At 38.2% G+C, this 14,742-nt stretch carries 9 protein-coding genes and 1 pseudogene; 5 read left to right on the forward strand and 5 right to left on the reverse strand.

All coding sequences use genetic code 11. From position 1 onward, the window contains the following. The 3 genes from F968_RS03610 to F968_RS03620 all read left to right on the forward strand — a co-directional run. Nucleotides 1-4,206, forward strand: a 4,206-nt coding sequence (locus F968_RS03610) for a beta strand repeat-containing protein (RefSeq protein WP_004790435.1), incomplete at its 5' end; no start/stop codon positions are given. Nucleotides 4,207-4,350: 144 nt separating this feature from the next. Further along, entirely contained in the window at nt 4,351-6,006 is a 1,656-nt protein-coding gene (locus F968_RS03615; protein WP_004790436.1) for a glycoside hydrolase family protein, read from the forward strand. Continuing rightward, the gene (locus tag F968_RS03620; RefSeq protein WP_004790437.1) at nt 6,003-7,733 is read left to right on the forward strand and encodes a CapA family protein; all 1,731 of its coding nucleotides are present in this window, start codon (nt 6,003-6,005) and stop codon (nt 7,731-7,733) included. Before F968_RS03615 ends, F968_RS03620 begins: the two co-directional genes overlap by 4 nt. Here the strand turns inward: F968_RS03620 and F968_RS03625 are convergent. Then, nucleotides 7,730-8,446 carry a zinc metalloprotease gene (locus tag F968_RS03625; protein WP_004790439.1) on the reverse strand — a complete coding sequence of 239 codons (717 nt, stop codon included), beginning with the start codon at nt 8,444-8,446 and terminating at the stop codon, nt 7,730-7,732. The two genes, F968_RS03620 and F968_RS03625, sit on opposite strands and share 4 nt — an antisense overlap. An 81-nt stretch (nt 8,447-8,527) precedes the next feature. On the opposite strand from F968_RS03625, the pseudogene F968_RS03630 reads away from it, so the two are divergent. Continuing rightward, nucleotides 8,528-8,857: pseudogene (locus tag F968_RS03630) on the forward strand (MGMT family protein). 25 nt (nt 8,858-8,882) lie between these two features. Then, on the forward strand, nt 8,883-9,632 hold the full coding sequence (locus F968_RS03635; protein WP_004790443.1) for a hypothetical protein: 750 nt from the start codon (nt 8,883-8,885) through the stop codon (nt 9,630-9,632). 40 nt (nt 9,633-9,672) lie between these two features. On the opposite strand, the gene F968_RS03640 is transcribed toward F968_RS03635, so the two are convergent. The 4 genes from F968_RS03640 to carB form a co-directional block, all read right to left on the reverse strand. Beyond that, nucleotides 9,673-10,110: a universal stress protein gene (locus F968_RS03640; RefSeq protein WP_004790445.1), complete on the reverse strand. Its 438-nt coding sequence runs from the start codon at nt 10,108-10,110 to the stop codon at nt 9,673-9,675. A gap of 121 nt (nt 10,111-10,231) precedes the next feature. Then, nucleotides 10,232-10,864 (reverse strand): CatB-related O-acetyltransferase, encoded by a 633-nt coding sequence (locus tag F968_RS03645; protein WP_004790449.1) that lies wholly within the window; start codon nt 10,862-10,864, stop codon nt 10,232-10,234. A 74-nt stretch (nt 10,865-10,938) separates the two neighbouring features. Then, nucleotides 10,939-11,415 (reverse strand): transcription elongation factor GreA, encoded by a 477-nt coding sequence (gene greA, locus F968_RS03650; RefSeq protein ID WP_004790452.1) that lies wholly within the window; start codon nt 11,413-11,415, stop codon nt 10,939-10,941. Between the two features lie 88 nt (nt 11,416-11,503). Further along, entirely contained in the window at nt 11,504-14,734 is a 3,231-nt protein-coding gene (carB, locus tag F968_RS03655) for a carbamoyl-phosphate synthase large subunit (RefSeq protein ID WP_004790453.1), read from the reverse strand. Nucleotides 14,735-14,742 lie beyond the last annotated feature (8 nt).

The raw sequence follows: 14,742 nt of genomic DNA on the forward strand, positions 1-14,742 counted from the left end.
GGCACAGACGGTAGCTTCAATGCACAAGTGGCGTTGGGACCAGATGCAATCGACGGCACAGTGGTGAATGTTAATGGTGTGAACTACACCGTGACAGCAGCTGACCTTGCAAATGGCTTCATCACAGCGATTCTTGCCGCAACAGCAGCAGATCCTGTGACTGGTCAGATTGTGATTCATGCTGAGGCTGTAGATGCACAAGGTAACGTAGATGTTGCTGATGCAGATGTAACGGTAACTCTAGATGTTACTCCACCTGATATCACTACAACTGTGTTAGCAATTGACCCAGTTACTGCTGATAACATTCTAGATGCGACAGAAGCTGGTGGACCAGTGACCTTAACAGGTACATTGACCAACATCCCTACAGATGCCGTAACAACAGGTGTTGTGGTTACTGTAAATGGTGTTGACTATACAGCCACAGTTGATGCCGTAGCAGGTACTTGGACAGTTGATGTAGCTGGTAGTGGTCTTGCAGCAGATTCAGACTTAACTGTTGATGCTACTGCGACATTCACAGACCTCGCAGGAAACACTAGTACACTTCAAGATACGCAAACTTATACTCTTGCAAGCTCTATCATTGCTTTCGATAACACTGATACAGCAGTACTTGCACCTCAACCATTGCTTGTACAAGATGATGCAGCTCTAGGTAGCAAAACATACTTAGCTCTTGTGTCACTTGCTGGACTTGATTTGCAACTTGGTTCTGAAGCGATTGGCTTTACAGTTGGTGCAGGTGATGAAGGTAACGCAACCTTTACGTACAGTGCTTTAATTGGCGTAGATGCATTATCTGATTACTCTCTAGTCCTTCAGAAATTTGATACAACAACGGGGCAATGGACTTCTGTCTATGGTGGTGGCCAAGCAGACATTCTTGACCTTACTTTATTAGGTACAACTCCTAGTGTAGTTATTGATGGTTTAGAAGAAGGTCAATACCGTGCATTCATGACTTATAACGGTCTTCTAGGTATTGGTTTACTTGGTACCTTAACTGGCACAATAGATGTTTATGACACGACGCAAGTAGGTGGATACTACACTGAAGTTGCTGATGGTAACGTCATCACAGAAGTGAATGGTTCAGGTGAAGTAGACATCGTGACTCCAACAACAGTTGTAAGTGCAGTTAACGGTCAGCCTGTTGTAGCAGATGGCACGATCATTAATGGTGCTTACGGTACATTGGAAATCAACCTTGATGGTTCATATACTTATACACCTACTGCAAGTGCAGCTGGTGTTGGTCAAACAGATGTGTTTGTCTACACATTAACCGATCCTGTAACTGGGGACACTGCTCAAGCAAATCTCAATATTCAATTGAGCTCTGTGAAAGCTGCAGACAACCTAGCAGTTGCTGAAATTAATCCAGAATCGTTGCTTGTTGCAGATGACGTAGCTCTTGGTAGTGCAAGTTACTTAGCAGCAGTTTCTCTCGCTGGTTTGAACTTACAATTACTAGGTGATGCAACCATTGCATTTAATGTGGATGCAGACCGAGAAGGTACAGCTACATTTACCTTCAGTGGATTACTCACTGCGAATGTATTAAGTGACTACTCACTAGTTGTTCAAAAATACGATGCAACTACTGGACAATGGGTATCTATTGGTGGAACTAACCCAGAAGCTTCGCTCATTGATCTATCTCTGATTGGTGGAGTAGCAACTGCTGTAGTGGATGGCTTAGAACCAGGTCAGTACCGTGCATTTATCGGTTATGACGGATTGTTAGGTGTAGGTCTAGGCGGAACATTAACTGGTACGATGGATGTCTATAATCCATATATCGTGGCTGGTTACTCTGTCGAGCCAATTTCTGGCAACGTTATTAAAGATGTTGGTATCAACGGTGCAGTTGATGCTGCAACCCATGACGCTATTATCTCAACAGTTAATGGAAATGCAGTAAGTGCAACTGGTACAACTACGATTGCAGGTACTTACGGTACATTGGTAATTGATCAAAATGGTAACTACACTTACACACCAAATGCGAATGGACTAAATCTCGGACAAGTTGATGAGTTTACTTATACGTTACTCGATCCAGTTACGGGCAATAGTTCTCAAGCGACTCTATATGTTCACTTGGATAGTGATAGTGTGGATATGACTTGGAACGCTAATGATCCATCTCAACCAGCTGTTATCACAAGCCCAGTTCCTGTTGATGCAATGGATAACGTTGCTTCAGCAGCAATTGACATGGTTTATCCAACGACACAACAAGTCTTTGATAATGCAATTAGCTATAACTGGTTACTTGGTGTTGGTGGAGTTGTTATCGGTACTAAACAAGGTACTGCGACATTTACAGTTGATCCAGGCCATATTACTGAAGCAATTATCTCAGTGAACTTTGGTTCAGTTGCAACGATTGTTGATGGTTTACATGTGGTATTAACACGAGTTAATCCAGACGGCACTCGTACAGTAGTAGCAGATAGTGCAGATACAGGGGTACTTGATTTATTAGGTATCTTTGGGTCTGAGGTGAAATTCAAGGTTGATAACTTAGGTTCTGGTACTTATGAGTTGTTTATGGAGAGCAATACGCTTCTTACAGCTCTAGGTAGTGTCACTGCGGATATTACTTTGAATAATGGCGATATTACTCAAGTACCTAGCTTAGTAGTGGATCCTATCATTGGTAATGTTCTGTCAGATGATAACTCTGCTGTATATGGACCAAACTATACGCCAGATTACATTACGACAACTTCAGTTGTGACTTCAGTGACTTCTGAAAATGGTAATACATCAGCTGTGAGTGTAGGTTCATCAGCAACAATTGTAGGTGCTTATGGTACTTTAACAATTAACGCGGATGGTACTTATAGTTATCAGGCTACAGCTAACACGTTAAATATAGGAAAAGTAGATAGCTTTACCTATACCGTGACAGATCCAGCAACTGGTAGAACAGACACGGCAACATTGCATATCCAAATTGGTTCACCTGATGTGGATATCACTTGGGATACAGCTAACCCAGGTGTAGATGCGGTAATTCCTGCACCAGTAGCCAATGCGGATACTAGTGATGCAACAATCAGCATGAAACAGGTAACTGATGCTGTTGTTGATGTACCAAGTGGTAACGTATCGCTTAGTACATTACCACCAGTTTTAAGCAGTACAGTGACATCGAACCAGTTTGTTGTTGCTGCCAATACTGTAACTGATGTACATGTTCAGCTGAATTATTTAGCATCTTTAAGTCTATCTGTTCTACCGACGACAGGTTATAAGATCCAGCAGTTTGTAGGCGGTGTATGGGTAGATACAGTTTATTCAGGTTCTTCGACAGCCTTGGCAGGTGTGTTGGGTGCTCCAGCATACTCGGCTGATGTATCTCACTTATCTGCTGGTACTTATAGAGTTGTGTTTAGCTTATCTAGTTTGCTTCCAATTGGTAATATGTCACTTGATTCGGTTGTGACTACAAAAACAACTCATCTAGATCAATACACACCTGATGGTTTAACAGATTGGATTCATGGCAATATCTTGGTAGGTGATACTACTGGTGGAGTTGCAGACACTACAGTTGCTTCTCAATTGTATGTTGAAGTTACACCAGGAAACTACCAAATTGCTGCTGGTCAAGCGATTAATACTGGTGAAGGTACCTTGTACCTCTACAATGATGGTTCGTACTATTACAAACCATTAGATAGTGCAGCAAATGCTACGATTGATACGATTAACTACAAACTTGTATCAGTTACGGGCGCTGAATCTACCAGCACATTAACGATTGATTTGAGTCAAGAGTTGAACAGCCTTGCTGTAAGTACCAGTGCGAACGATACATTTACGCTTGGTAATGGCTCGGATACCTTGATTTACAACACATTAACAGCTGCAAGTGTAAATAGTGCAACTGGTGGTAATGGTGTAGATGTATGGAATGATTTCCATGTAGGTAATACGGCAACTGATACTCAAGCTGATAAGATTGATATTAGTAACTTATTACTTGGCAATCCAAACAGTTTAACCATTGGACAATATGTATCTGTAAGCTACGATGCTAAGACTCAAAACGCTACAATTAGTGTAGATCGTGACGGTTTAGGTCTTACTTATTCAAATACTCAATTGTTGACAATTCATCTAGATGAATCTCGAACTTCATTGACCCTCAATGATCTTCTCAACAATGGTCAAATTATCTATTAATAGATAATTAACCAAGTAAAAAAAGAGCCTTCGGGCTCTTTTTTTATGTTTAAACAATACGTTAATCTAGTTTTTAATTTCTCCGTGCTATGATGTATCGAAAATTTTATAGAACAACAATTAACGAATAGGGACTAAATTCGAGTGACGGCATTTTTAAAATTCCAAAGACAAATGAACCTTTGGTTAGAGCAAGTTGTTCAGCACGTTCCGAGTCTTAAACAGGATATTATTTTATTTTTATCTTATGGTCCTAAAGACCAAAGATGTGGTGTGTGGCACAGTGAGAAAACAAATTTAGAGCAGGCTAAAAAACAATTATTAGATTTTATTAATGACCAGTTTGCACAGTCACCGCTGGATGAATATATAAAAATTGATGTGGCATATAACTTAACGAAACAAGCTTGGAAGGAAGTAGAGCAACAGGTTCACCATCAATTTCACAACAATCACTACCGTAAAGGGATTGGATTTGATGAACACTGTTCAGTGGCTTTTCTTGAGCAAGAGATTTATGGAAAAGCAATCATTCGAGGCTTGAGCTACGACAAACCGAACTTTTTTGATGAAACAAACCTAAATTATGCAGTTAAGCAAAAATATAACGCTCCAAAACCACAGATTAAATTACAGGAGCTGCAAGACATTTGGACTTTTGATACCTACGCTGCATTTTATGAAAATGAGGAATTTATTAACTTAGCGAGTGGCTATGATGTAAATGGAATTAGAGGAATTTCAAGCAATAAAAAACAGCATTTTCAGCATCTAATTGAGCAAAATTCGGCATTTCTGCATGACCAGATTCAAGAAAATGGCAAATTTATTTATGGTTATTTTTCTGCTTATGATCGTGACATTCGTAACTACAATACAGTGCGCCACTGTACCTCGGTATATGCCTTACTAGAAACTTTTGAAGTGCAGAACAAGCCAGAATATTGGCCCAAAATACATGCTGCCATTCACTATGCACTGACCAACTTTTATAAAGAAAAAGACTCAGAAACAGCCTTTATGATTGATGGTAAAGAAGGGGAGTTCGAAATCAAATTAGGTGCGAATGCGGCCGCTATTTTAATGTTAACTAAATATCAAGAAATTACTCAAAAAGCGGATTATCAAAAATATGCAGAGAAACTCGCAAATGGTATTTTAAAATTAATAGATTCAAATGGCTCAACAACTCATGTATTAAATTATCCAGATTATGATTTAAAAGAAAAATTTAGAATTATTTATTATGATGGTGAGGCTGCTTTAGCATTATTACGTTTATATCAAATTAACCAAGATTCTAGATTATTAGAAACGGTTAAATTAATGTTTGAATGTTTTATTGACAAAAGATATGAAAAATACCATGATCATTGGTTAAGTTATTGTACAAATGAACTCACTAAAATATGCCCTGAAGATAAATATTTTATTTTTGGTTTAAATAATTATTTAAAACATTTTATTTTTATTAAAAATCGAAAAACAACATATGCAACTTTATTAGAAATGCTAATGGCTGCTTATAAAATGGTGAACCGTTTAAAAGAGCAGGGGCGGACAGCACTTTTTGAGCAGGCGTATATGCCTGAGCTTCAAAAGCTAATTGAGTTTAGAGCTGATTTTCAAACTACAGGATTTTTTTATCCGGAAATGGCGATGTATATGGCTCGGCCAGATAAAATTTTACATGCGTTTTATATTCGTCATGATCGTTTTCGAGTACGGATTGATGACCAAGAACACAACTTATCGGGTTACATCGCTTACGTTAAAGATTACAAAGGTGATGAGCCATGAAGTATCAACCCGTTGAGATCAAGCTATTAGCACATATCGATACGACAAATTTTGATGAAGCTATATGGCAATTCGAATTTGATGATGATATTTCAACCCTACTGCTAATCGACTACGCATTAGAGCAATTTCAGCAAAAAAATGTACAAGCTCAAGATGTCTATGTTGTGCCACAAAAAATGAGCGAGCAAATTGGACAACAAAACTTAGGTTTAAAAACATCTGAAAGTTATACATTTACCGAGTTATTGCAGTTCTTAATTTTTACTCAAGCAGTAGATGTAAAAGAAGCTTTAAGTAATATGATTTGCGGTACAAATGAGCAAGCTTATTTAATTTTGTCAAAAAGAGCCGCTGCCTATAACTTAACTTTAAAAAATGAAGCTACCCAAAATCAACTAAAGCATTTGTTTTTATTGCTTAGAAAAATTTTTAGTTACCCAGTTGAAATAAAAAATCTTTTTTTTATTAAAGAGCTTATTTTTAAAGGAAAGTCCTATCTTCCTCAGACCTCATTAATGGCACAGAACGTAGTAGAGGTCTTATATCTTACAAACTCATTTAGAAAAATTTATCTCACATTCTTGGAAGAAAACCAAACGATCGGTTTCTTTTTATTCTTAGATGATATTCATCGTGCTGAGCACTTGATTCCTTACTATCATTGTTTCCAAGCACAGAATGTAAAACCTAAAGTTTGCTCAACTCCAAGTGGCATTATTAACATTCTAGGCGATACCTACTTTGGGGAAATCTACACTGAAAAGCGTAGGTCAAAGGGTCAAAAAGATGCTCTACAACAATATGGATATAACTATTCTTTTAAAAAAATAAAAGCTTTTTTAGGTGAACATGACTTAAATATTGCTAACTTTGAAGCGGTATTTTCTTTAGAAAACCAATCTCCTTTAGGTCATAAAAAGCCATTTATTCTTAAAGCTGATGCTGAACAAACATTAGCAGCATTCAAAAATATTCACCTTAATCATGTGGTGTTGGCAAACAACCATCTAAAAGATTATGGGGATCGTGGACTGGTCTATACATTACAACAGTTGGATCAGGCTAACATTTCTTATATCGGGGCAGGCGTAAACCAAAAAGATGCTCATAACTACTTTCAACTCTCTTTTGAAAATAAGCGCTATGCTATTTTTAACGGATACTGGCACAGAGATACTGCCTATCTCGATTATGATTTTTATGCTTTAGGCCATAAGAGTGGAGTGGCGTGTTTAAATGGTGTTTTGCTTGAACAAATAGGGCGCTATAGGCTGACTCATCCTGAACATAAAATTATTGTTATTTGCCATTGGGGTGTCGACTTTAAGCCCATTACAAAAGAGCAGAGTAAGCTTGCTGCGATTCTAACCCAAGCTGGCGCTGACTTGATCATTGGTCATGGTGCTCATACTATTCAACCTGTCCAGATCATCAACCAAAAGCCAGTCGTGTTTGGTATTGGAAATGCTGTGTTTAATAGCAATGGCGAATATGAAAAACACAATGCTTTACCATTGGGTTGTATAGCAAGGTTAGACTTGTCAAAAGACTTACTTCGTCTTTATCCAATTTACACCAATAATTTGAAAACATTTTGGCAGCCATATCCAGTCAATGCTGAAGATCTCTTAAAAGCTAGTACTTACATGACATCTTCACTGACCCCTGAAAATTACATCGCTACCCAAGATAACTTAGGAGCATATATTGAAATTAAATTTTAGGGATATAGTTTGTATGTCGATAAAATAGTTTGAAGTTGTACTGGCGTAAATCCTAAATTCCTTAAGCCACCACTGCCTAATTTACATTCGGCGCTTGCCATGATGTTTGTTGGAGTACGTTTTGTAGCTTTTGGTGCACAAACATGTTTTAGTCCAAACACATGTCCCATTTCATGCACGCTACCAGCCTGAATATTATAATTGAGGCGGTTCCAGTCTAATAAAATAAAGGGTTTGCCATTATTACGAAAAGCTCTACTTGTTACATCTTCAAATTTCCATTTCGTTGAGTAGGCATCATAAATAAAAACAATCACTTCTTTACTTGCAGTTCGTTTCGGAAAACACGTATTTACACTGGCAGGAATGGTTTCAATAGTAATTGGGTAGGGCTGATTAATCTGTTGTTTTAAATCACAATGTAATTTTGAAAACTCTTCATAAGGAATATAACGATGTAATTTAAATTTAAAAATTTTATTATTTTTATCATCTACATAGTATTTATTTAATATTTTAATTTCCTTACGCATCTGTTGATAATTATCAAACTTTGTAGCTTCTGGAGAGTTGGTTGTAAAAACAAAAGTGACTGGAATAATAGGACGGCCATCTGTAGAGACTTTAGGTGTTTCTCCTAAAGGAAGAGGAGGGCGTGTAGTACAAGAAACGCATAGTAAAGTGCCAGTAATCACCAGTAATGTTTTTTTCATGCAGATTTCCCTCAAGCCCACCTTGGATTGCATTTAGTTTTGTTCAAAATTTTTTATATGATATGAATGATGTCAATTTTTATGGAGTCCATTTTGACAACTCAGTATGAACTACATCGACAAATTTTAGAAGTCATTGCTTTGATTCCTTAAGGAAAAGTTGCAACGTATGGACAAGTGGCTCGTATGGCAGGATTACCAAAACATGCGAGATTAGTGGGCTATGTTTTGAAACATCTTGAAGCTGATCATCAAGTTCCTTGGTATCGTGTGATTAATTCTCAAGGCAAAATTAGCCTAAGTAAATTTAATGAAAAAGGTGAAAATATTCAGCAATTAAAATTGGAAGCTGAAGGTGTCTATTTGTTAAATGGTAAAGTTGACTTAAAGCAGTTTGCTTGGCAGCCTTAATATTTATGTTAGAGAGTAAATACACATGCAAAAGAATAATAAATGGTGTAGTGGAGCAGTATTACTTTTAAGTTTGATGGCACAGGTGAGTTATGCTGAAAAGGATATTTCAACTCAACCTTTTGCAAATATAAAGGCTTCTCAGCAAGACATAGATTTGATATGCAAGCAACTGAGACAGAAATGCAGTGGTGAAGCTATCCTGTGGAAGGGAAAAAATACGCAAGATTCGATTTATTACCTAATAGATGAAAGTCCACAAATTGTTCAGGTTAAGAAGCAAAATAATCAATATAAAGTAGTTGATCAATGGGACTTTAAAGATTATCAACATAATAATAAAGAGCCTCACACCGATGATTTGGCACCAGATGGATTACAAATCTTTCCAGCTTTATATCCATTAAATAAAAATGAGTTTGCAATCGCAGTAGTTAATAGATGGTTTACGGGTTACTCAGGAGGAGGGCGTTTTGAAGAAAATGCTGACTTCATTAAGCTCAAACCTCATGGGGAGTATCAAGTTGCACTAAAAGATATTACTTTTTCTTCACGAGAAATGATTCGAGCATGTTTTTCAGAACAAGATTATAAAAAATCGCCCCATTGTCATGATGAGGCATGGATGATACTAAACATTCAATTTAAAGATGTGGGACAACCATATTATTTATGGCAATTAAATTATAAAAATTATTCTTGGGAAGCTTTCAAAAGTAAAAAAACAATAACGGTTGAGCAATCGCGTGAAGAGGTTATGCCTTTTAAGAAATAGAAGCCTATCTTGCTCACTTTAGCCAAACAGGCGTCTCACTTTAGCGAACAATTAACACAGGAATATGGCTTTCCCCTAAAACTTTTTGTGCAACACTTCCCAACACGAGTTTTCGGACTCCCGTGCGGCCATGAGAACCCATGACAATCAGATCTGCATTTAAGTCTTGAGCAGCTTGAATGATTTCCTCATGTACAACAAAGCCTTCCAACAGTTTGGTTTCAACAGTAATGCCTTCGTTGGCAAATTCTTGTTTTGCTTTTTCTAAAATGTCGAGCAAATAAGTTCTTGTACGTTCAATCAACTCATTAGTTTGGCCAGTTTTTACGTAGACATCAGCAATAAATGGATCAAGTGCCATCACTTGTACAACTGTAATTTTGCTATTTAATGCTTTTCCCAGCTTAATGGCCTCTTTCATGGCGACCATAGAAGTTTCAGAACCGTCAATTGGTACTAGAATATGTTGATATAACATGAGTATTTTCCTTATTGTAATGATGCTTATTTATTAATACTTTATACCTATTTTTAGACGATTTAAATTCAAGCACGTAATCATTTGTGATTTTATAACGACAAATTTTGTAGATAAATTTTTATAAATTGCGCAAATTTTCTATATGTGTAGATAAAGCATCAATATCGTCAGTTTGAAGATATTCACGTATTTTCAAAATTTGCTTCTCATCTAAATCATAAAGTTTTAAAGCAAGTAGTTTGTCGATCTGTTCTTGAGGAAAGCGATATTTAATAATTTTTGCAGGCACCCCACCGACAATTGCATAGGGCGGAACATCTTTAGTTACTACGGCTCCCGTGGCGACCACTGCGCCTTCACCTAGTTTGACACCTTGCATAATCATGGCACGGCTACCAACCCAGCAGCCATCAGAAATAACAGTATCACCAGCTGCCAAAAAACTACGAGTATCAAAAGGAAAAGTTGAAATCCAGTCGGGTCTATGAAGCTGATTGCCACCCATCATAATGACGCATTCAGCGCCAAAGCAAACAAAATTACCAATATAAAGTTGGTCAATCGGTTTATCTGGTGTCGAGGCTTTGTCATGTAAATAACGCACGACACAACGTTCAAAACCTTGATCCCAATAGGCAGAGTAATATGAGTAATTACCTTTAATATGGATATTCGGGTTTTTAACAGTTTTATGGATAAATTCAAACTCACACCAATGACGAACTGGAGATTTAATTAAAGAGTTATCCATTTGTGATTTCCCAAAAATATATTAATGGTATTGAATAAAAACCCCTCATAAAGAGGGGCTATTTGTGCATTATCTTAGAGATATTCTACACTTACGATTTCATATTCGACTTCGCCTTGAGGAGTCACGATTTTTACTTCATCGCCTTCATTCTTACTCAAAAGACCACGTGCGATTGGTGAGTTCACCGAGATTTTATTAATTTTAAAATCTGCTTCGTCATCGCCAACAATTTTATAAGTTTTACGTTCTTCAGTATCAAGATTTTCAATTGTTACTGTTACACCAAAAACAACACGGCCATTTTGCTCAAGTGTTTTAACATCAATTTCTTGAGCAGCGCCTAATTTACCTTCGATATCCTGAATACGGCCTTCACAGAAACCTTGCTGTTCACGTGCAGCATGATATTCAGCATTTTCCTTTAAGTCGCCATGTTCACGTGCTTCTGCAATAGCTTGAATAATACGTGGACGTTCAACAGATTTTAAATGTTGTAATTCTTTCTCTAAGGCAATTTTACCTTCAGGGGTCATTGGATAGCGTTGCATTTTGGTCCCTCTTAATTTGAGAAAACACAGTTAAAAAAAATGAAAAAATCCCGCCACCGATAAGGTGACGGGACTTATCGGTAACAAATTAACCTACAGTTAAATCTTGCAAGCGGTATACATCCATTGGCAATTTCACATCAAAAGCTTGGCAAACAGCTTCTGCACCATTGATAGTCGTTGTGTAATACACTTTGCCTTGTAGGGCAGCACGACGAATCATTGCAGAATCATATTGAGCTTGTTTACCTTCAGTGGTATTGACAATAAGGTGTATTTCACCATTTTTCAAGCGGTCAACAATATGTGGACGACCTTCAGTCACTTTATTCACAGATTCGCATTCTAAACCTGCTTCTTTAAGCACTTGGTATGTACCACCTGTTGCAATAAGCTTGAAGCCATATGCAGCTAATTTCTTAGCGATATCTGCAATATATTTCTTGTCAGATTCACGTACAGATAAGAAAGCATGTTTTACTTCGCCTTCAGTTGGTAAACCTGGTAAGCGATCATTTGAGCCTAAAACAGCTTTATAGAATGCTTCACCAAATGTTTTACCAACACCCATTACTTCACCTGTAGATTTCATCTCAGGTCCAAGCATTGGGTCTACGCCTTGGAATTTAGCGAATGGGAAAACAGCTTCTTTAACAGCAAAGTGTGTTGGAATGATTTCTTTAGTAAACCCTTGAGATTCAAGAGATTGACCAGCCATACAACGTGCAGCTACTTTTGCTAAAGAATCACCAATACATTTCGATACGAATGGAACTGTACGTGAAGCACGTGGGTTAACTTCAAGAACGTAAACATCATCGCCTTTAACTGCGAACTGAACGTTCATCAAACCAACCACACCAAGTTCTTTTGCCATCGCAACAGTTTGACGACGCATTTCATCCTGAATTTCTTTAGATAAAGAATAAGGAGGAATTGAACATGCAGAGTCACCTGAGTGAATACCTGCTTGTTCGATGTGCTGCATGATGCCGCCGATCACAACGTCTTTACCGTCAGATACACAGTCAACATCAACTTCAGTTGCATCATCAAGGAAACGGTCAAGAAGAACAGGAGCTTCGTTAGATGCCTGAACTGCTTCACGAAGGTAACGTTTAAGTTCTTCTTCGTTGTATACGATTTCCATTGCACGACCACCTAATACATAAGATGGACGAACAACTAACGGATAACCTACTTTCGCAGCTTCAGAGATACCTTCTTCAGCAGATTTTACAATGCTGTTGTTTGGTTGACGAAGCTGTAAACGTTGGATCATTTGCTGGAAACGTTCACGGTCTTCTGCACGGTCAATTGCATCTGGTGATGTACCAATAATTGGTGTACCAGCTTCTTCTAAAGCACGTGCCAATTTAAGAGGTGTTTGACCACCGTACTGTACGATCACGCCTTTTGGCTTCTCTGTACGTACGATTTCAAGTACATCTTCAAGTGTTACAGGTTCGAAGTACAAACGATCTGATGTATCGTAGTCAGTAGAAACAGTTTCAGGGTTACAGTTAACCATGATTGTTTCATAACCATCTTCACGCATAGCTAATGCAGCGTGTACACAGCAGTAGTCAAATTCGATACCTTGACCAATACGGTTTGGACCACCACCAATAACCATGATCTTGTCACGATTTGATGGATTTGCTTCACACTCTTCATCGTAAGTTGAATACATGTATGCAGTACCAGATTCAAACTCGGCAGCACATGTATCAACACGTTTGTAAACAGGATAAACACCTAAGTTCCAACGTTGTTTACGGAATTGCTTTTGTGAAATACCCATGAGGTGCGCAATACGAAGGTCAGATAAACCTTTGCGTTTGAAAGCACGGATATTGTCAGCGTTTAAGTCACCAAAACCTAAAGCTTTTACTTCAGCTTCAGTTTTAACGATGTCTTGAATTTGAATGAGGAACCAACGATCAATTTTGGTTGCTTCAAACACTTCATCTAAAGAGAAACCATGACGGAAAGCGTCTGCTACATACCAAATACGCTCAGGGCCTGGAACTTTAAGCTCTTTTAAAATGGTTTCTTTTGCATTTGTTGCGCCAGCTTCGATTTTTTCATCGAAACCGCTTACACCAACTTCAAGACCACGTAATGCTTTTTGTACAGATTCCTGGAAGTTACGGCCAATTGCCATGACTTCACCAACAGATTTCATCTGAGTGGTAAGAACTGGTTCAGCTTGCGGGAATTTCTCGAAGTTAAAACGAGGAATCTTCGTTACAACATAGTCAATCGATGGTTCGAAGCTTGCAGGAGTCACGCCACCAGTGATGTCATTTTTCAATTCATCAAGGGTATAACCAACAGCAAGTTTTGCTGCGATTTTTGCGATTGGGAAACCTGTTGCTTTAGAAGCAAGAGCAGATGAACGAGATACACGTGGGTTCATCTCAATGACAACCATACGTCCATCTTTCGGGTTAATACCGAACTGAACGTTAGAACCACCTGTTTCAACACCAATTTCACGAAGAACTGCAACCGAAGCATTACGCATCAATTGATATTCTTTGTCTGTTAATGTCTGAGCAGGAGCAACGGTAATTGAGTCACCCGTGTGAACGCCCATTGGGTCAAAGTTTTCGATCGCACATACGATAATACAGTTGTCGTTTTTGTCACGAACAACTTCCATTTCGTATTCTTTCCAGCCAATTAAAGATTCATCAATCAATAACTGGTGAGTAGGAGAGAGGTCAAAACCACGTTCACAAATTTCAAGGAATTCTTCGCGGTTATATGCAATACCACCGCCCGAACCACCCATTGTAAATGATGGACGGATAATTACTGGGAAACCAAAGCGTGACTGGATTGCTAAAGCTTCTTCCATTGTTTCAGCAATGGCAGCTTTTGGACATTCCAATCCAATTTTACGCATAGCGATATCGAAGAGTTTACGATCTTCGGCTTTCTCAATCGCTTCTTTGCTTGCGCCAATTAACTCAACATTATATTTTTCAAGAACACCATGCTCATCAAGTGCGAGGGCACAGTTCAATGCAGTTTGACCACCCATAGTTGGTAATACTGCATCTGGACGTTCTTTTTCAATAATCTGTGCAACTGTTTGCCAAGTAATCGGCTCAATATAAGTTGCATCAGCCATTGAAGGATCTGTCATGATGGTAGCTGGGTTAGAGTTAACCAAAATAACACGATAGCCTTCTTCACGAAGTGCTTTACATGCTTGAGCACCTGAGTAGTCAAACTCACATGCCTGTCCAATCACAATCGGGCCAGCACCAATAATTAAGATGCTTTTAATATCCGTACGTTTAGGCATTATTCGCT

This window comes from Acinetobacter sp. NIPH 817 (assembly GCF_000368405.1).
Lineage (GTDB): Bacteria > Pseudomonadota > Gammaproteobacteria > Pseudomonadales > Moraxellaceae > Acinetobacter.

Coding starts and splice junctions, on each gene's coding strand:
- greA (WP_004790452.1), bottom strand. CDS start 11,415: ATGCAACGCTATCCAATGACCCCTGAAGGTAAAATTGCCTTAGAGAAA.
- carB (WP_004790453.1), bottom strand. CDS start 14,734: ATGCCTAAACGTACGGATATTAAAAGCATCTTAATTATTGGTGCTGGC.
- F968_RS03625 (WP_004790439.1), bottom strand. CDS start 8,446: ATGAAAAAAACATTACTGGTGATTACTGGCACTTTACTATGCGTTTCT.
- F968_RS03645 (WP_004790449.1), bottom strand. CDS start 10,864: ATGGATAACTCTTTAATTAAATCTCCAGTTCGTCATTGGTGTGAGTTT.
- F968_RS03620 (WP_004790437.1), top strand. CDS start 6,003: ATGAAGTATCAACCCGTTGAGATCAAGCTATTAGCACATATCGATACG.
- F968_RS03640 (WP_004790445.1), bottom strand. CDS start 10,110: ATGTTATATCAACATATTCTAGTACCAATTGACGGTTCTGAAACTTCT.
- F968_RS03635 (WP_004790443.1), top strand. CDS start 8,883: ATGCAAAAGAATAATAAATGGTGTAGTGGAGCAGTATTACTTTTAAGT.